The following is a 17,414-nucleotide window of genomic DNA, read 5'->3' on the forward strand; positions in this document are numbered from 1 at the left end:
GCCCCGGAGACGCGGGGAAGCGCCAGGCCCGCGGGCCCGCACAGACAGGGGCTCCTGAGCGACCGCTTAGGATGGGATGACCCCACCGTCCCCTCCGGCACCTCAGGAGCCCCGCCCGTGACCGCCGAAGCGCCACCCGCCGCCCCCGTCCCCACCTACGGCAGCTCATCCCCGTCACCGTCCATTTCGACGACCTGGACGCCCTCGGGCTGCTGCACAACGCCCGCTACCCCGTGATGGTCGAGCGCGCCTGGACCGCACTGTGGAACGAGCGCGGCTTCGGCGGCTTCGAGGGCGACTGGGAGGCGGCCGGCGACTTCTGCAACGCCGTGAAGGAGCTGCGGATCAGCTACGAGGCTCCGGTCGACCGCCCGGGCGCGTACGCCGTCCACCTCTGGCTGGAGCGGCTCGGGAACACCGGACTGACGTACGGCTTCCGCTTCTGCTCGGCCGATGGCCTCGTGACGTACGCGCACGGCACCCGGGTGCTGGTCCGGCTCGACGCCGGGACACTGCGCCCCACGCCGTGGAGCGAGGGGTTCAGGGCCTTGGGTCGGGAACTGCTGCGTTCGCGGGGCTGACCTTCGGCCGGTTGCGGTCACCCGCGCGCAGCACGCCGGCGAACGCGACCAGCCCGCACGCCAGGACCGTGACAAGGCCGAACGACACCATCAGACTCGTCGCCTGGGCCAGTGTGCCGATCGCGCCCGGCGCGACCAGACCCGAGGTGTACGTGATGGTGGCGACGCCCGCGATCGCCTGACTCGGGTTGGGGCCGCTGCGGCCGGCGGCGGCGAAGCAGAGCGGCACGACGACCGCGATGCCGAGCCCCATCAGCGCGAACCCGCCCATGGCCGTCGCCGCGTTCCCGGCCACCACCACGAGCAGTCCGCCGAGCGCCGCGCAGAAGCCGCCGACGCGTACGGTGCGTACGGCGCCGAAGCGGTCCACGATCCGGTCGCCCGCGATCCGCGCGAGGGCCATGGTGAGCGTGAAGCCCGTCGTGCACGCCGCCGCGAGACCCGCCGACGCGGTCAGCCGGTCGCGCAGATAGACCGCGGACCAGTCCAGGCTCGCGCCCTCCGCGAACACCGCGCAGAACCCGACCGCGCCGATGAGCAGCGCCGACCGTGGCGGCAGGGTGAAGCGCGGCGGCGGCTCCTCGTCCTCGGTCGGCCTGATGTCCAGCACCCACTGGCAGGCGACCAGACCGAGGACGGTCAGCACCGCCGCCGCCAGCGCGTGGTGCAGGCGGGCGTCCGAGCCCAGATGCGCGGCGAGGGTGCCGGCCGCCGAGCCGATCAGCGCGCCCGCGCTCCACATGCCGTGCAGCCCCGACATGATCGACTTGTCGAGGCGGTTCTCCACCTCCACACCCAGGGCGTTCATCGCCACGTCCGCCATGCCCGCCGTGGCGCCGTAGGTGAAGAGCGCCAGGCACAGCGTGTACAGGTTGGGCGCCAGCGACGGCAGGATCAGGGCCAGGGTCCACAGCGACATCAGACCGCGCAGCGCCGTGCGGGCGCCGAAGGTGTGGCTGATCCGGCCCGCGAGCGGCATCGCGACGGACGCGCCGATCGCCGGGAACGCGAGCGCGATACCGAGCTGCCCCGCCCCCACCGACGCGTGGTCCTGGATCCAGGGCACGCGGGTCGCGAAGGACCCGGTGACCGCGCCGTGCACCGCGAACACGGCGGCCACGGCGTACCGTGCGCGCCTCAATCCGCGCATGTCGTAGACCACTTCACCCATGGTGCCGTTTCCCCTCCCGGACGTCCCTGCCCGTACTGCCGCCGTAAACTATCAGGAACCCTGCCTGATAAATAGCGGAATTGAGGCCGGGACACCGAGGGCCGATCGCCCCTGCTGATCTGGGAGGATCCCGGCATGCCCGCATCACCGAGCACCGCCCGGGCCATCAACGACCGGCTCGCCCTGCGCCTGCTCCAGCAGGAAGGCCCGTTGACGGCCGGGCAGTTGAAGCAGCTCACCGGCCTGTCCCGGCCCACGGTCGCCGACCTCGTCGAACGCCTCACGGCCGCCGGTCTGATCGCGGTGGTGGGGGAGTCGGGGGAGCAGCGGCGCGGCCCGAACGCGCGGTTGTACGGGATCGTCGCCGACCGGGCCCAGCTGGCCGCCCTCGACGTGCGCACCGAGAGCGTCTCCGTCGTCGTCGCCGACCTGCTCGGCGCGGAGCTCGCGCGGGCGTCGGTGCCCATCGCGGACGACACCGGGACGGGGTCCGCCGTCGAGCAGGCGGTCACCCTGGTGGAACGGACGGCCAAGGAGGCGGGGGCGGAGCGACTGCACACCGTCGGCATCGGGGCCCCCGGCCTCATCGACCCGGCCACCGGCGAACTCCGCGACTCCTCGGGCCTGCCCGAGTGGCACCGCCGGCTGGTCGCCGCCCTCCAGGAACGTCTGCCCGCCCGTGTGCTGGTCGAGAACGAGACGAACCTCGCCGCCCTGGCCGAACAGCGCGACGGCGCCGCGCGCGACCGCGACACGTTCGTGCTGCTGTGGCTGGGGCACGGGACCGGCGCCGCCGTGGTCCTCGACGGGCGGCTCCGGCGCGGGGCCTCCGGCGGCACCGGCGAGATCGGCTTCCTGCCCGTGCCGGGCACCTCCACCCTCCCCTCGGCGACGGACTGCGAGGGCGGGTTCCACTCGCTGGCGGGGGCGGCGGCTGTCGCCGGGCTCGCGGGGCGGTACGGCGTCGTGTCGGAGCCCGTCCCGCACGAACCGCATGCCGCGGCGCTGGTCAGATCGGCGGCAGCGGCCCCCGACGACCCCGGCTCGGTCCGCTTCCTCGACGCCCTCGCCGACCGCCTGGCGATCGGCGCCGCGTCCGTCATCGCGGTGCTCGACCCCGGCTGTGTCGTCCTGGGCGGCGAAGTCGGTCGGGCGGGCGGCGACGTACTCGCCGCGCGGGTCGCGGAACGGCTCGTCCGGATGTCGCCCCTGCCGACCGAGGTGCGCGCGAGCACCCTGGGCGGGGGCGCGGTACTGCGCGGCGCACTGCTGACGGCGCGGGACGGGGCGCAGGACGAACTCTTCGCACCGCCGTCGCGGTAGCCCCGTGGGGTGCGGCCCCGAAGGTTTCGCCCCCTCGGCCCCCACGGACCCCTCGGCCCGCTCGGCCCCCGCCGCCCCTGCCCTCCCCAAGCTCTCGGCTTCGCTCGAGCAGGGGGACCGCCATCGTCCCTGGGGCTGCCGCTCGCGGAAGCCGTGGTGGGACCCGGCGGCGGGGCAAGGGCCCTCCGTCACCGCCGCCGGGCCGATCTGGGGGCGGACTCGATGAGTCGCTCTGGGGGCGGATTCATGGAGCCGCTCTGGGGGCGGGCTCAACGAAGTGAGGCGGTGATCGCCGACCCTAAGAGGACTAGACCATAGCGTCAATAGGTATGGACCAACAGTAAGGGCTCCTGGCGAGGCGGGAGTTGGGCAACCGGGCACTGCCGGAGAAGTCCACCCCGATGGTCTGTGAGCCACCCCACAGACATTCGCCCGCATGGCTGTCGATCAGGCGTGGCACACTGGCCCTGTACCAGAAGCAGCGCACTCCGGGGTCGGTGAAATTCCGAACCGGCGGTTACAGTCCGCGACCCGGTCGCTTCCAGCGGCCGGTTGACCAGGTGAAATTCCTGGACCGACGGTTAAAGTCCGGATGGGAGGCAGTGCGCGGCGGGCGGGCATTCGTGCGCGCTGCCGTTTGTTGTGGCTTGTCCTGACGGGACGAGTCCCTCTCGGCGTCGCTCCCGGTGTCGTCGTCCGCTCATGCTGTCGTCATCGACAGGCCCCGGAGTCCGTGCCCTATGAGGCAGGAGGACCCGGGAAGTGTTCACCGGAATCGTCGAAGAGCTGGGTGAGGTCACCGCCGTCGAGAACCTCGACGACGCCTCGCGTTTCCGCCTGCGTGGCCCCGTCGTCACACAGGGCGCGCAGCACGGCGACTCCATCGCCGTCAACGGCGTCTGTCTCACCGTGGTCGACCACGAGGGCGACGAATTCACCGCCGACGTCATGGCGGAGACCTTGGACCGCTCCAGCCTCGGCGCGCTGGCCGTGGGCTCCCGCGTCAACCTGGAACGGCCGATGGCCGTGGGCGAGCGCCTCGGCGGGCACATCGTGCAGGGACATGTCGACGGCACGGGCACGGTCATCGGGCGCGAGCCGTCCGAGAACTGGGAGATCGTGAAGATCTCGCTCCCCGCGGACCTCTCCCGCTACGTGGTCGAGAAGGGCTCCATCACCGTCGACGGCATCAGCCTGACCGTGGTCGAGGCGGGCTCCGACTACTTCACCGTCAGCCTCATCCCGACCACCCTCGCGCTGACCACGCTCGGCCTCAAGCAGGCCGGCGACCCGGTCAACCTCGAGGTCGACGTCATCGCCAAGTACGTCGAGCGGCTGCTCGGCGCGCGGGGCGAGCAGCCGGTCGCGCTGCCGGACACCCTGGGGAGCGCGCAGTGAACTGGCTGAACTCCGAGGCCTTCACGCTGCTCGGCCAGCACATCAAGTGGTCCGACATGATCGGCAACGTGATCGGTCTGATCGGCCTGGCCTTCGGCTGGCGGCGCTCCATATGGAGCTGGCCCGTCCAGTTCCTCTCCGGCGTCATCCTCTTCGCCGCCTTCGCCACCGCCCACCTCTCCGGCAGCGCCGGCAAGCAGGTCGTCGTGATGGTCGTCGCGGTGTACGGCTGGTGGCAGTGGAACCGCGGGAAGGGCCAGGACGGCTCCATCGCGGTGCGGTTCGCCACCTGGCGCGAGCGCGCCGCGCTGGCCGGGGCCGCCGCCCTCGGCACCGTCGCGGTCGCCGGTCTCTTCCTCGCCTACCCGTCCCTGTCCTGGGACCCCTGGCCGGACGCGTACATCTTCGTCGGCACGGTCGTCGCCATGTACGCCCAGGCGCGCGGCATGGTCGAGTTCTGGTTCGCCTGGCTGCTCGTCGACCTGGTGGGCGTGCCGCTCAACTTCGCAGCCGGCTTCGCCTTCTCCGGTTTCGTCTACGTCCTGTACGGCGCGCTCGTCCTGTGGGGCATGCGCGACTGGTGGCTGCGCTCCCGCGAGGCCGGGCAGCCCGTCCTGGAAGGAGCACCGGCATGACCGCCGCCCCCGTCTGGTACAGCACCGACAACATCGAGGACTTCGCGCTCGACCCCGTCGAGAAGGCCATCGCCGACATCGCGGCCGGCCGCCCGGTCGTGGTCGTCGACGACGAGGACCGGGAGAACGAGGGCGACCTCGTCATCGCCGCCGAGAAGGCGACCCCCGAGATTGTCGCGTTCATGATGAGCGAGTGCCGCGGCCTGATCTGCGCGCCCATGGAGGGCGAGGAGCTGGACCGGCTCCGGCTCCCGCAGATGGTCGACGACAACACCGAGTCGATGAAGACCGCGTTCACCGTGTCCGTGGACGCCTCCGCCGTTCACGGTGTGACCACCGGCATCTCGGCATCCGACCGTGCCACCACGCTCCAGCTGCTCGCCGACGGCGCCGCCCAGGCGGACGACTTCGTGCGGCCCGGCCACATCTTCCCGCTGCGTGCCAGGCCCGGCGGCGTCCTGGTCCGCAACGGCCACACCGAGGCCGCCGTCGACCTCGCCCGCCTCGCGGGCCTGCGCCCCGCGGGCGCGATCGTGGAGATCGCGGGCGAGGACGGCCGGATGCTCCGCCTGCCCGAGCTGATCCCCTTCGCCCGCAAGCACGGCCTGACGATCATCTCCATCGAGGACCTGATCGCCTACCGCCGCACCGCCGAGCCGACGGTCCGCCGCGAGGCCGAGGTCCACCTGCCCACCGCCTTCGGCGAGTTCACGGCGTACGGCTACCGCTCCACCGTTGACGGGGTCGAGCACGTCGCCCTCGTGCACGGCGAGATCGGCGCCGGCGAGGACGTCCTGGTCCGCGTCCACTCCGAGTGCCTGACCGGCGACGTCTTCGGCTCGCTGCGCTGCGACTGCGGCCCCCAGCTCCAGACGGCCATGGAGCGCATCCAGGCTGAGGGGCGGGGCATCGTGGTCTACCTGCGCGGGCACGAGGGCCGTGGCATCGGCCTGCTGTCCAAGCTCCGGGCGTACGAGCTCCAGGAGCGCGGCCGGGACACCCTCGACGCCAACCTGGAGCTCGGCCTGCCCGCCGATGCCCGTGACTACGGCGCGAGCGCGCAGATCCTGGAGGACCTCGGCGTCCACAGCCTGCGCCTGATGACCAACAACCCCGACAAGACCGACGCACTCGTCCGGCACGGCCTCAAGGTCACCGAGCGGGAGCCGATGCCCGTACAGGCGGGCGAGCACAACCTCCGCTACCTGCGCACCAAGCGGGACCGGATGGGGCACGACCTGCCCTGGCTGGACACGGCCACCGTGTCGGCCTGCGGCAACCAGTAAGCAAGTCACTTAGGAGAGACGTGAGCGGCAAGGGTGCACCTGAACTGTCCGTACGCAACTGCGGCGACCTGCGCGTCGCGGTCATCGCGGCACAGTGGCACGAAAAGGTGATGGACGGCCTCGTCGACGGCGCGCTGCGCGCGTTGCACGAGCTGGGAATCGACGAGCCGACCCTGCTCCGGGTCCCCGGCAGCTTCGAGCTGCCGGTCGTCGCCAAGGTCCTCGCGGGCCGCGGCTACGACGCGATCGTCGCCCTCGGCGTCGTCATCCGCGGCGGGACCCCGCACTTCGAGTACGTGTGCCAGGGCGTCACACAGGGCCTGACCCAGGTCTCCATCGACACCGGCGTACCCGTCGGCTTCGGCGTGCTCACCTGCGACACCGAGGAACAGGCCCTGGACCGGGCCGGCATCGAGGGCTCCAACGAGGACAAGGGACACGAGGCGGTGACGGCCGCCGTGGCGACGGCGGCCACGCTCCGCTCAGTATCTGAACCCTGGCGCTGAGGTACCGGCCCTTGCGCGTAGGGTAGGCAGCACCATGTCCAAGAAGACGTTCGAGGAGCTCTTCACCGAGCTCCAGCACAAGGCCGCCACGGGCGACCCCACCACTTCGCGCACCGCCGAGCTGGTCGGCAAGGGCGTCCATGCCATCGGCAAGAAGGTCGTCGAAGAGGCCGCCGAGGTCTGGATGGCCGCCGAGTACGAGGGCAAGGACGCCGCCGCCGAGGAGATCTCGCAGCTGCTCTACCACGTCCAGGTGATGATGGTGGCGCGCGGGATCTCCCTCGACGACGTGTACGCCCACCTGTAAATCCCGCCAGTCCCCCAACCCCTTCACACAAAGGAAGCCGACCTCATGCTGCGCATCGCCGTCCCCAACAAGGGTTCCCTGTCAGGCCCTGCGGCGGACATGCTGCATGAGGCCGGCTACCAGCAGCGCCGCGAGTCCAAGGAGCTGCGGATCGTCGACCCGGAGAACGAGGTCGAGTTCTTCTACCTCCGCCCCCGTGACATCGCGATCTACGTCTCCTCCGGCCGCCTCGACATCGGCATCACCGGACGCGACCTGCTCATCGACTCGGGCGCCAACGCGGAGGAGATCCTCCCGCTCGGCTTCGCCCGCTCCACCTTCCGCTTCGCCACCAAGCCGGGCACGGCGGCCGGTATCGCGGACCTCTCCGGCATGACGGTCGCCACCTCGTACGAGGGCATCGTCGCCAAGCACCTCGCCGACCACGGCATCGACGCCTCCGTCGTCCACCTCGACGGCGCGGTCGAGACCGCGATCGAGCTCGGCGTCGCCGAGGTCATCGCCGACGTCGTCGAGACCGGCACCTCACTGCGCAACGCGGGCCTGGAGGTCTTCGGCGACCCGATCATGAAGTCCGAGGCCGTCGTCATCCGCCGGGTCGGAGCCGGCACCGCCGAGGACGCCGAGCCCAAGGTCCAGCAGTTCCTGCGCCGCCTCCAGGGCGTCCTGGTGGCCCGGACGTACGTGATGATGGACTACGACTGCCGCGCCGAGCACCTGGAGAAGGCCGTCGCGCTCACTCCCGGCCTGGAGTCGCCGACCATTTCGCCGCTGCACAACGAGGGCTGGGTCGCCGTCCGCGCCATGGTCCCTGCCAAGGAGGCCCAGCGGATCATGGACGACCTGTACGCGCTCGGCGCGCGGGCCATCCTGACCACGGCCATCCACGCCTGCCGGCTCTGACAGGACCATCGGACATGTCGGACCTTCCCCCCCTTCCCGTCACCTTCCGGCCGTCCCGCACCCGGGCCGTGCTGCTCACCGCGGGCGCCGCGATCTTCGTGGTCATCACCACCGTCGCGATGCTTCTGGAGCAGCTCAGCCCGGGGGAGCGCGCCAGCTTCCTCTTCACCGCCGCACTGCTGTTCGGCGTGCTCCTGATGCTCTCCCGGCCCAAGGTCGTCGCCGACGAGAGCGGGGTCACCGTCGTCAACATCGCCAGCAGGCGGCATCTGGAGTGGGCGGAGATCCTCCAGGTCAACCTCCGTCCGGGCGACCCCTGGGTGTTCCTCGACCTCAGTGACGGCACCAGCCTGCCCGCGCTCGGCATCCAGCCGGGCATCGCCAAGCAGCGCGCGATCGAGGACGCCCGCGCCCTGCGCGCACTCGCCGAGGTCCGCTCCATCGGCGAGCCGAACGGACAGCACGACGAACATCACGGCTGACTCTCGGCCTTCCACCCTGCCCTGTGGGCCCCTGTCTTGATTAATCTGTTGGCGGAGGCGTTTTCGTTGCGCCTCCGTCTCTGATGTGCCACCCGGCGTTCAGAGGCCCCCTGCTACCCGAGGAGTGACTCCCTCCAGCGATGGACGGATCGTCCTGTAGTACCTGCGCCGCCCCTTCCCGACATACCGAGGCGGCGGCATGACCATCCCCCTGCTGCTCCTTGGGGCGGCGTTCCTGCTGATTCTCGCCAACGGCTTCTTCGTCGCGGCCGAGTTCGGCCTCGTCACGGTCGAGCGCCCCGACGCCGAGAAGGCCGCCGCCGACGGTGACCGACGGGCCCGTACGGTCGTCGAGTCCCTCAAGGAGCTGTCCTTCCAGCTCTCGGGCACCCAGCTCGGCATCACCATCACCTCGCTCGTCGTCGGCATGCTCGCCGAACCGGCGCTCGCCGAGCTGCTGCACGGCCCGTTCACCGCGATCGGGATCCCCGATGGCGCCGTGTCCGGTGTCGCCGTGGTCGTCGGCATGCTGCTCGCCTCGGCCGTGCAGATGGTCATCGGCGAACTCGTGCCCAAGAACTGGGCGGTCTCCAAGCCCCTCCAGGTCGCCCGCTTCGTCGCGGGCCCGCAGCATGTCTTCTCGCGCACGTTCCGGCCGGTGATCGCCGCGCTCAACGCGGTCGCGAACCGGCTCGTACGGGCGCTCGGTGTCGAGCCCGCCGAGGAGCTGGCGTCCGCCCGCACCCCGGGCGAACTCGTCTCCCTGGCCCGCCATTCGGCGCAGGCCGGCGCCCTGGAGCAGGACACCGCGGATCTCTTCGTACGGACCATCTCGCTCGCCGACCTGACCGCGCAGCACGTCATGACCCCGCGCGTGAAGGTCAGCGCCCTCCAGTCGTCCGCGACCGCCGAGGACGTGGTCAACCTCACCCGCGCCACCGGCCTGTCCCGCTTCCCCGTCTACCGGGAGCGGATCGACGAGATCGTCGGCATGGTGCACCTCAAGGACGCCCTCGCGATCCCCTCGCACGACCGGCTGCGCACGCCGGTCGGCCGGATCGCCCAGGCCCCGCTGCTGGTGCCCGAGACGCTGCCCGTGCAGCCGCTCCTGGAGCAGCTGCGCAGCGAGCAGCCGATCGCCGTCGTCGTCGACGAATACGGCGGTACGGCGGGCGTCGTCACCCTGGAGGACATCGTCGAGGAACTCGTCGGCGAGGTCCGTGACGAGCACGACGGCCAGGACCTTCCCGAACTCGCGGCGGCGCCGGCCGAGGACGGGCGGCCCGCGTGGGACGCCGACGGCAGCTGCCGCGTGGACGTCCTGCAACGCATAGGCCTCGATGTGCCCGAGGGACCGTACGAGACCGTCGCCGGCCTCGTCGCCGATCTGCTCGGCCGCATCCCGGCCCCCGGCGACAAGGCCGAACTGCCCGGCTGGCGCCTGTCCGTGCGCCAGGTCGGGCACTACCGCGCGGAGCGCGTACGACTGGTCAGGACCGCGGACGCCGCGCCCGTCGTGGAGGCCGTGCGATGAGCCTGCTCCAACTCCTGTTCGCCGCACTCCTGGTGCTCGCCAACGGCTTCTTCGTCGGCGCCGAGTTCGCGCTCGTCTCCGTGCGGCGCAGCCAGATCGAACCCCTGGGAACCGCGCGGGCCCGACAGGTCCTGTACGGCCTGGAGCGGTTGCCGCAGATGATGGCCGCGGCGCAGTTCGGCATCACCGTCTGCTCGCTGACCCTCGGCGCGGTCGCCGAGCCGACCGTCGCCAAGCTGCTGGAACCGCTCTTCGAGGCGATCCACCTGCCGGACGGGGTGATCCACCCCCTCGGATACGTCATCGCGCTCGCCTTCGTCGTCTTCTTCCATCTCGTCATCGGCGAGATGGTGCCGAAGAACCTGGCGATGGCCGCGCCCGAGAAGACGGCGCTGTGGCTCAGCCCCGGCCTGGTCGCCTTCGCGCGCCTGTGCCGGCCGGTCACGGTCGCCCTCGGCGCCTGCGCCCGCCTGATCCTGCGGCTGTTCGGAGTGGAGCCCAAGGACGAGGTCGAGGCGGTCTTCACCAGCGAGCAGCTCAACCGCCTGGTCGAGGACTCTGGCCAGGCGGGCCTGTTGGACCCCGAGGAGCAGGAGCGCCTCGAGGACGCCCTGGAACTGGGCTCCCGCCCGGTCACCGACGTCCTCCTGGACCGCGACTCGCTGGTGACGGTCCCACCCTCCGTCACCCCGGGCCAGATCGTCGCGCTCACCGCGCGCACCGGGTACTCCCGGTTCCCGGTGGTCGCCGAGAACGGCGCCTTCATGAGCTGCTACCTGCACGTGAAGGACGTGCTCGACCTGGAGGAGTCCGAGCGGGCCGTGCCGCAGCAGATCTGGCGGCCGATGACGACCCTGCGGGCGGAGCTGCCGCTCGACGACGCGCTGACGGTGATGCGGCGCGCCGCCACCCACCTCGCCCAGGTCGCCGACGCGTCGGGCAAGGTCCTCGGTCTCGTGGCCCTGGAAGACGTACTGGAGCTGTTGGTCGGCGAGGTACGCGACCCGGCCCACCGGGTGACTCCGACGCCGGTACGCGCAGCCCCGGACCCCCGCCCCAGCGAGGCCCCGGAGGAGGCCCTGGCGAGCTGAGCGCAACGCCTCCCGTTCGCGTAGTTCCCCGCGCCCCTGTCCAGGGGCGCGGGGAACTACGCGGTCTTTTGGCGGGGGTCTGAGGGCGGCAGCCCCCAGGTGACGAGGGGGGTCCCCCTGCTCGAGCGAAGCCGAGAGCTTGGGGGAGGGCAGGGGCGGCGGGGGCGGCGGCGGGGGCGAAAACCTCCCGGCGGTCACATCGTCGACGGGTCCTGTGGCCCCCGCCCCGACAGCACCTCCCCGTACGCCTGCATCAGGTCCGGCAACCGCAGCGTGGAAAGGTCGTCCCGGGACAGCGCCCCCGGGTACATCGACAGCCGCAGATCACGGTACGCGCAGCTCTTCTCGTACAACGTCCGCAGGAAACGACCGTTCCCGAGCTCGTCGATCCATCCCTGGTCCACGACGTGCCCGGCGATCGAGCGCAGCTCGTCCAACGCCTCCTCGTCCCACACGTCCCCGTTGTCCGCGGCCAACACCTCCCCGATGGAGGTGAGTTCGAGAGGCCGGTAGGAGGGAAAGTCGACGCGGGTGGTGAAGCGGGAGGACAGGCCGGGGTTGGCGGCGAGGAGCCGGTCCATGCCCTCCGGATAGCCGGCGAGGATGACGACGAGGTGGTCGCGGTTGTCCTCGGCCCGCTTCAGCAGCACCTGCAGGGCCTCGTCGCCGTACGCGTCCCCCTTGCCGTACCCGGAGTTGGACAGCGAGTACGCCTCGTCCACGAAGAGGACGCCGCCGATGGCGGAGTCGATCAACTCGTTGGCCTTGACGGCCGTCTGGCCGAGGTACTCGCCGACCAGGTCCGCCCGCTGCGCCTCCACCAGGTGGTCGCCGCCGAGCAGCCCGAGCGCGTAGAAGACCCGGCCGAGGATACGGGCGACCGTGGTCTTGCCGGTCCCGGAGGGGCCGGAGAAGACGAAGTGCCGCTTCGGCGGCTGAACCGGGAGGCCCTGCCCGGCGCGCAGCCTCGCCATGTTCAACTGCGCAGACAGCGCCTTGACTTGGCGTTTCACGGGCTCCAGGCCCACCATGCGCTCCAGCTCGGAGAGCGCCTCCTCGAGCAACGCGGGGTCGGTCGGCCCGGTGGGCGGCGGCTGCACCGGCACCACGGCCTTCTCGCGCACCGCGTCGGTCTCGGGAGGCAGCGACCCCGGTACCGCGAGGTCGGGTTCCGAGAGCTTCAGGTCACGCCCCTCGCCGCCGAACAGCGCGTCCACGCCGTCCGGCCCCTCCATCACGTCCTGACCGACTCCGGCGAGCGTGATCGCCGCGAGGTCGGCGGCGGCATCGTCGTACCCGTCGCCCTCGGAGATCGCCGCGAGCCGCGCCGAGGTGTCCATGAAGGAGGGGTCGACCCGGTGCACCGCCCGGTAGAGGGGCAGCGCGGCCGCCGACCGTCCGGTCCCCTCGTGGGCCCGCGCCAGCCAGTACCGCAGCTCCTTGCGCTGGGGCTGCTCGCTGCGGCAGCGCATCAGCGCGGAGGAGAGGAGGGGTTCCGCCTGTCCGTACATCTCCAGGCGGACGCGCGCCATGCCGCCGAAGAGGCCGGCCTCTATGCCCAGCATCGGATCGTCGATCAGCGGATCGGTGTGCCGGACCAGCTGCTCCCAGTCCTTGACCAGATAGGCGCGGCACGCGTGCAGGAACCGCACCTGGGGATCCGCGTCGACCGGCGGCAGCCCCGCGAGCGCCCGGTCCAGCTCGGGGACATGGCGTCCGTCGAGCCAGTGCGAGGCGTGCGCGAGCAGCAGATCGCGCGGGCTCTCCAGCACCGGCTGCACCCACCACCCCAGCCAGTACCAGGAGTTGAGGGTGCGCCGGTGCCGGGCGCGCTGTTCGCCGAAGCGGTCACGGTGCCGGAACATCCGCAGCAGCGCCGTCGTCGTGTCGACGCGCAGCGCGTGCAGTCCGAGCCAGCCGTCCGCCATGCCCGGATCCATCCGGACCGCGGCACGGAACTCCTCCTCCGCCTGCGGATAGGCGCCCATCGTGTAGGCGTCCACGCCTCGCAGCCAGGCGAGGTCGGCCGGGGCCTCGGGGCCCTGCGTGCCGAAGTCCATCACGTCCCCCACAAACCGTGCCCCCGATGGTCGGGCGGTGCCTTGCGGGTCGGGCCGCGCCCGCCCACACCGCACCCCCCTCGCCGCCGGGCCGGTGCCCGTCGGCAGCTGTGCTCGAACTGCCGTGCCGCGGACGGGAGTTGCACCGGTGCGCAGAGCAGCCGTCCGAAGGTCGCACCGAGAGGCATCGTACCTGCGGTGCAGGGGCCTGCCGAAGGGTGCCGCACGCCGCGTTCCACGAGGTGGGAGCAGATGGGGCGCACTCGGCTTGGTGACCGAGGGTGAACGACTCGCGTCACACGGCGCCCGGAAAGGGAGGATCTGGGCAGAACGAAGCCCCCGATCACGGGGGAACAACCGGGGGCTTCGCGACTGCGGGCGGCTTCGAATGGCCGCACATTCAGAACGTAAGACCTGTACGGCCCCCCGGTCAAGCCGAGTTGGAGGACTCAGGCAACTTCTCCCGCGAGGGTCTTCACAAGTTCAGCACACTGCGGACGGTCCGTCACCGTGCGTGAGCGTATGGTCCGCTCCAGAGGTCTCAACGGGCCCCTGAAGCACCTCGTATCCCTCAGGACACTGCTGCACCAAAAGATCGGCGAACGGTCTTGAGGGGTCTTTGGCGAAGTGTTGGCGCTCGGCGCGGACCCATCCATCCCAGAACGCGCTCTGCGCCTCCCCGTCCCGCCGCTGCCCGCGCGCCCAGGCCTCGTCGTGCGGCAACTCCATCCACAGCAGTCGCGCGAGAAAGGGGCGCAGTGCCGTGCGGCCCGCGCCGACGCCCTCCAGGAGGATCACGGGCGCGGGCGGCAGTTCACGGTCCGGCCCGAAGCGCCGCGCGATCCAGTCGTACGGGGCGTAGCGCGCCGGCTCGCCGCGCCGCAACGGCTCGACCACCTGGCCCAGCAGCCGCTCCGTCCACCCGAAGAGTTCCTCGTGCGTCGCGATGTCGTCGAGGTGCAGCACGGGCGCGTCGTCCAGCGCGGCCGCCAGCTGCCCGGCGAAGGTGGTCTTTCCGGAGCCCGCGTGTCCGTCGACGCCGATCAGGCGGACGAGGCCGCAGGAGGGCGGCAGTCCGCGCAGCCGTGAGGCGAGGCCGTGAAGGGGGTTTCCTTGAGTGCGGATGAGGCTTCCCTGGGTGCGGTGAGATTTCGGCATATTCCTGCGGAACATTCTATGCCGGGCGGCATGCGCGGCGGATCCATGGGTAGTGAATAGTGTCGTGTTGAACTATTCATTGAACAATCCTCAAGAACTCATTCGGCGTCGCCATAAGAAGCGGGCGAGGCGGAACGAGCTATTTCGGAAACGCAGTTCCGGTTCCCCTTGATGCTGAGTAGGGTGCCTGGTGCGCAAGGTGCGGTGTCGTACGGGGATGGACAGGGGAAGATGGCCGCGGGGGTATTCGAAGGGCAGTATGTGTGGCATCCGGCGGCCGACGACCGCAGACTCGCGAGCGTCTGCGTGGATGTCCGGGCCGGCCGCTATCTGAGTGCCCATGAAGCCCTGGCCGAGACGCGCGGCGACTTCGGACTCCGTGCCCACCGCGCTCTGGTCCTGGCCTCCGAGGCCGCCGACTCCGACCTGGCCGAACGCTGGCTGGCCGAGGAGCCGATCCCCGAGGCCGCGCTGCTGTGGGCGCGGGTGGCCGTCCTGCGGGCGCTGCGCGCGGCGGACGCCAAGGACGACCGGGCCGAGGCCCTGGAGCGCATCGCGATCGGCGCGTGCGACCGGGCCGCGGCCATGGCCCCCGCCGACCCCACGCCCTGGGTCGCCAAACTCGCCATGGCCCGGCTGCACGATCTGCGCGATCCGGCGCCGCAGGGACTGCTCACCCAGCCGCCCGGTCCCTGGCAGCTGTTCTCGCACATCCTGCGTCTCGACCCCTGGAACCGTGAGGGCCACCACCGCTTCCTGGCGTTCTTCTTCACGCGCCACGGCGGTTCGGTGAACGCCGCCTGGGACGTCGCCGCCTTCCTGAGTCAGCGCGCCCCCGCCTCCTCACCGCTGCGACTCCTTCCGCTGGTGGCCCTGGTGGAGAGCTACAACCCCTCGCAGCTCCTCGTCGACCGCACCTGGGAGCAGCCCCAGTGGCGCTCCACGGCGCTCGCGATCTACCAGAACTGGCTTCCCGAGGTGTCGGGTTACCGGTTCACGCCGGTGCTCGACCTGGCGTATCTGGCGCACGCCCTGTTCATGGCCCAGCGCGAGTTCGAGGCGCGCGCGGTCTTCATGGCCATGGGGCCGTACGCCTGCCGTATGCCCTGGAGCGTGTTCGGCGACCCGGAGGAGCAGCTCTCCCGCGCCCGCCGCTCCTGTGGCCTGCCCGTGCCGGGAGCCGCCTGACCCGGCCCGGCCGGTCCTCCGGCCCGCCCCGACCGGTCTCCCGCCCGCCCCCAGTCTTCCGGTCCACCCCCCCAGAGAAAGGTCAGTTGTGTCAGAACGGATATCGGCCCCCCGCGCAAGAGGCGGCGTCGGCGAGGGTTCCGTCGCGCTCGACGACGACGCGACACTTCATGCGATGGGATATCCGCGAAAGCTCACGCGCCGATTCCAGGCGTTCGACAATTTCGCGATCTCCTTCACCATCATCAACATCATCTCCGGTATTTTCTCGTCCTTCGGATTCGGTATGAATGCCGGCGGTCCGCGCATTCTCGTGTTCGGCTGGATCGGCGTCTCGGTCATGGTGCTGTTCATTGGTGCCGCCATGGCGGAAGTGGCGTCCGCCTATCCGACGAGCGGAGCGCTCTATTTCTCCGCCGGAAAGCTCGCCAAGCGCCACAAGGGCGCCTGGTCCTGGTACACCGGTTGGCTGAATTTCGTGGGTCAGGTGGGCGGCACGGCTGCCACGGGATACGCGGCCGCCACCTTCATCCAGGCCTTCATCGCCCTGCAGTGGCACTCGTACGAGCCGACCGCCCAGCAGACGGTCCTCATCACCACGCTGATCATCGTGCTCCAGGGACTGGCCAATACCTACACCGTGCAGCTGGTCGCCCTGCTCAACCGGATCTCGGTCTGGTGGCTGCTGATCGGGCTCGTAGTGATCGTGAGCACACTGATCGTGATGCCCGACGACCACCAGTCGGCCTCGTTCGTCACGCATTTCGCGAACAACACCGGTTTCACGAACGGCCTTTACGGAGGGATGCTCGGCCTGCTGGTCACCAGTTGGACCTTCACGGGCTTCGACGGCAGCTTCCACATGTCCGAGGAAACGGTGCGGGCCACGGTCAACGCACCCAAGGGGATCATGCGCGCGATCGGCTATTCGGCGATCACCGGACTGATCCTCATGCTCGCCCTTGTATACAGCATTCATGATTATGGCCAGGTGGCGAGCTCCTCGGCGCCGCCGGTGCAGATTCTCATCGACGGGCTTGGCATGGGCATGGCAAAGACCATCCTGTTGATCGTGATCGGCGCCATGCTCTTCTGCGGTCTGGCGAACCTGACCAGCAACACCCGGCAGATCTTCGCCTTCTCCCGGGACGGTGCGATGCCGGGCTCCCGCTGGTGGCACTCGGTCTCCCCGCGCACCCGCACGCCCGTCAAGGCCGTGTGGCTCGCGGTCGGCTGCTCACTGGCCCTGGTCCTGCCCGGCTGGTGGTCGCACACGGCGTTCACCGCCATCGTCAGCGTCAACGTCGTCGGACTCTTCCTCGCCTACGCCGTGCCGATCTTCCTGCGGCTGCGGCTCGGCGACGAGTTCCAGCCCGGCCCCTGGCACCTGGGGCGCTGGAGCAAGGCCGTCGGCTGGGTGGCCGTGGTCTGGATCCTCGCCAGCAGCGTGCTGTTCATGCTGCCGCAGGTCTCGCCGATCACCGGCGACACCTTCAACTACGCGTCGATCGCCCTGGCCGCGGTGCTGATCATCGCCACGGTGTGGTGGTTCGCCACGGCGCGCCGCCGCTTCCAGGGCCCGGTCAGCTACGGACGGCCCGACGAGGTCGCGGCGATGGACCTCATCTGACGGCGACCCTCATCTGACGGCGACCACCCCCTACCCGTCCGACGGCGCACGACCTCGGCCCCGACGCACGGCACCGCCGCGCGCCGGGGCCGATGCCGCGCAGGTCATGCCAGTGGTCCCGACCAATATTGGTCGACGCGACGCGGGCCGAAGTGCTGGCA

The 17,414-nt window shown here is 70.8% G+C and carries 15 protein-coding genes, 1 pseudogene and 1 riboswitch; of the genes and pseudogenes, 13 read left to right on the forward strand and 3 right to left on the reverse strand.

Going from position 1 to position 17,414, the window contains the following annotated elements; translation table 11 throughout:
• Window positions 1–117: 117 nt before the first annotated feature.
• A pseudogene (locus ACFVXA_RS25650) lies at window positions 118–581 on the forward strand (acyl-CoA thioesterase).
• Here the strand turns inward: ACFVXA_RS25650 and ACFVXA_RS25655 are convergent.
• Window positions 541–1,752, reverse strand: a complete 1,212-nt coding sequence (locus ACFVXA_RS25655; RefSeq protein ID WP_362025824.1) for an MFS transporter — start codon at window positions 1,750–1,752, stop codon at window positions 541–543. The pseudogene ACFVXA_RS25650 and the gene ACFVXA_RS25655 overlap by 41 nt on opposite strands.
• 135 nt (window positions 1,753–1,887) lie before the next feature.
• Here ACFVXA_RS25655 and ACFVXA_RS25660 point away from each other — a divergent pair, with 135 nt between their 5' ends.
• The 10 genes from ACFVXA_RS25660 to ACFVXA_RS25705 all read left to right on the forward strand — a co-directional run bounded on the left by ACFVXA_RS25660 (window position 1,888) and on the right by ACFVXA_RS25705 (window position 11,217).
• On the forward strand, window positions 1,888–3,075 hold the full coding sequence (locus ACFVXA_RS25660; protein ID WP_390026843.1) for an ROK family transcriptional regulator: 1,188 nt from the start codon (window positions 1,888–1,890) through the stop codon (window positions 3,073–3,075).
• Between the two features lie 479 nt (window positions 3,076–3,554).
• Window positions 3,555–3,685: riboswitch (FMN riboswitch) on the forward strand.
• 152 nt (window positions 3,686–3,837) lie between these two features.
• The gene (locus ACFVXA_RS25665) at window positions 3,838–4,473 is read left to right on the forward strand and encodes a riboflavin synthase (RefSeq protein ID WP_383741584.1); all 636 of its coding nucleotides are present in this window, start codon (window positions 3,838–3,840) and stop codon (window positions 4,471–4,473) included.
• Window positions 4,470–5,108: a nicotinamide riboside transporter PnuC gene (locus ACFVXA_RS25670; protein WP_383741586.1), complete on the forward strand. Its 639-nt coding sequence runs from the start codon at window positions 4,470–4,472 to the stop codon at window positions 5,106–5,108. The genes ACFVXA_RS25665 and ACFVXA_RS25670 overlap by 4 nt, the downstream gene beginning before the upstream one ends.
• Window positions 5,105–6,394 carry a bifunctional 3,4-dihydroxy-2-butanone-4-phosphate synthase/GTP cyclohydrolase II gene (locus ACFVXA_RS25675; RefSeq protein ID WP_390026845.1) on the forward strand — a complete coding sequence of 430 codons (1,290 nt, stop codon included), beginning with the start codon at window positions 5,105–5,107 and terminating at the stop codon, window positions 6,392–6,394. Before ACFVXA_RS25670 ends, ACFVXA_RS25675 begins: the two co-directional genes overlap by 4 nt.
• 20 nt (window positions 6,395–6,414) lie before the next feature.
• Window positions 6,415–6,900, forward strand: coding sequence for a 6,7-dimethyl-8-ribityllumazine synthase (gene ribH / locus ACFVXA_RS25680; protein ID WP_362025837.1), 486 nt, complete (start codon window positions 6,415–6,417; stop codon window positions 6,898–6,900).
• Window positions 6,901–6,934: 34 nt separating this feature from the next.
• Window positions 6,935–7,207, forward strand: a complete 273-nt coding sequence (locus ACFVXA_RS25685; protein WP_054236279.1) for a phosphoribosyl-ATP diphosphatase — start codon at window positions 6,935–6,937, stop codon at window positions 7,205–7,207.
• Window positions 7,208–7,252: 45 nt separating this feature from the next.
• Complete coding sequence (gene hisG / locus ACFVXA_RS25690; protein WP_383741593.1) at window positions 7,253–8,110, forward strand: ATP phosphoribosyltransferase; 858 nt, start codon at window positions 7,253–7,255, stop codon at window positions 8,108–8,110.
• 14 nt (window positions 8,111–8,124) lie between these two features.
• Window positions 8,125–8,592: a PH domain-containing protein gene (locus tag ACFVXA_RS25695; RefSeq protein ID WP_362025844.1), complete on the forward strand. Its 468-nt coding sequence runs from the start codon at window positions 8,125–8,127 to the stop codon at window positions 8,590–8,592.
• 199 nt (window positions 8,593–8,791) lie between these two features.
• A complete protein-coding gene (locus ACFVXA_RS25700) occupies window positions 8,792–10,126 on the forward strand; it encodes a hemolysin family protein (RefSeq protein ID WP_383741600.1) in 1,335 nt (444 codons plus the stop codon).
• Entirely contained in the window at window positions 10,123–11,217 is a 1,095-nt protein-coding gene (locus tag ACFVXA_RS25705; RefSeq protein ID WP_362025849.1) for a hemolysin family protein, read from the forward strand. Before ACFVXA_RS25700 ends, ACFVXA_RS25705 begins: the two co-directional genes overlap by 4 nt.
• 194 nt (window positions 11,218–11,411) lie before the next feature.
• On the opposite strand, the gene ACFVXA_RS25710 is transcribed toward ACFVXA_RS25705, so the two are convergent.
• Together ACFVXA_RS25710 and ACFVXA_RS25715 are read right to left on the reverse strand one after the other, a co-directional pair.
• On the reverse strand, window positions 11,412–13,277 hold the full coding sequence (locus ACFVXA_RS25710) for an AAA family ATPase (RefSeq protein ID WP_362025852.1): 1,866 nt from the start codon (window positions 13,275–13,277) through the stop codon (window positions 11,412–11,414).
• Window positions 13,278–13,760: 483 nt separating this feature from the next.
• The gene (locus tag ACFVXA_RS25715; RefSeq protein ID WP_390026847.1) at window positions 13,761–14,435 is read right to left on the reverse strand and encodes a uridine kinase; all 675 of its coding nucleotides are present in this window, start codon (window positions 14,433–14,435) and stop codon (window positions 13,761–13,763) included.
• A 231-nt stretch (window positions 14,436–14,666) separates the two neighbouring features.
• Between ACFVXA_RS25715 and ACFVXA_RS25720 the strand changes: the two genes are divergently transcribed.
• The gene (locus tag ACFVXA_RS25720) at window positions 14,667–15,623 is read left to right on the forward strand and encodes a hypothetical protein (RefSeq protein WP_362025858.1); all 957 of its coding nucleotides are present in this window, start codon (window positions 14,667–14,669) and stop codon (window positions 15,621–15,623) included.
• Between the two features lie 88 nt (window positions 15,624–15,711).
• The gene (locus tag ACFVXA_RS25725; RefSeq protein ID WP_390026849.1) at window positions 15,712–17,253 is read left to right on the forward strand and encodes an amino acid permease; all 1,542 of its coding nucleotides are present in this window, start codon (window positions 15,712–15,714) and stop codon (window positions 17,251–17,253) included.
• Window positions 17,254–17,414 lie beyond the last annotated feature (161 nt).

It is taken from the genome of Streptomyces sp. NPDC058246 (genome assembly GCF_042881985.1).
Lineage (GTDB): Bacteria > Actinomycetota > Actinomycetes > Streptomycetales > Streptomycetaceae > Streptomyces.

Excerpts from the sequence above, each read along its gene's own strand:
- ACFVXA_RS25655 (WP_362025824.1), bottom strand. The coding sequence starts at position 1,752 with ATGGGTGAAGTGGTCTACGACATGCGCGGATTGAGGCGCGCACGGTAC.
- ACFVXA_RS25660 (WP_390026843.1), top strand. The coding sequence starts at position 1,888 with ATGCCCGCATCACCGAGCACCGCCCGGGCCATCAACGACCGGCTCGCC.
- ACFVXA_RS25675 (WP_390026845.1), top strand. The coding sequence starts at position 5,105 with ATGACCGCCGCCCCCGTCTGGTACAGCACCGACAACATCGAGGACTTC.
- ACFVXA_RS25685 (WP_054236279.1), top strand. The coding sequence starts at position 6,935 with ATGTCCAAGAAGACGTTCGAGGAGCTCTTCACCGAGCTCCAGCACAAG.
- hisG (WP_383741593.1), top strand. The coding sequence starts at position 7,253 with ATGCTGCGCATCGCCGTCCCCAACAAGGGTTCCCTGTCAGGCCCTGCG.
- ACFVXA_RS25695 (WP_362025844.1), top strand. The coding sequence starts at position 8,125 with ATGTCGGACCTTCCCCCCCTTCCCGTCACCTTCCGGCCGTCCCGCACC.
- ACFVXA_RS25700 (WP_383741600.1), top strand. The coding sequence starts at position 8,792 with ATGACCATCCCCCTGCTGCTCCTTGGGGCGGCGTTCCTGCTGATTCTC.
- ACFVXA_RS25705 (WP_362025849.1), top strand. The coding sequence starts at position 10,123 with ATGAGCCTGCTCCAACTCCTGTTCGCCGCACTCCTGGTGCTCGCCAAC.
- ACFVXA_RS25710 (WP_362025852.1), bottom strand. The coding sequence starts at position 13,277 with ATGGACTTCGGCACGCAGGGCCCCGAGGCCCCGGCCGACCTCGCCTGG.
- ACFVXA_RS25715 (WP_390026847.1), bottom strand. The coding sequence starts at position 14,435 with ATGCCGAAATCTCACCGCACCCAGGGAAGCCTCATCCGCACTCAAGGA.
- ACFVXA_RS25720 (WP_362025858.1), top strand. The coding sequence starts at position 14,667 with ATGGCCGCGGGGGTATTCGAAGGGCAGTATGTGTGGCATCCGGCGGCC.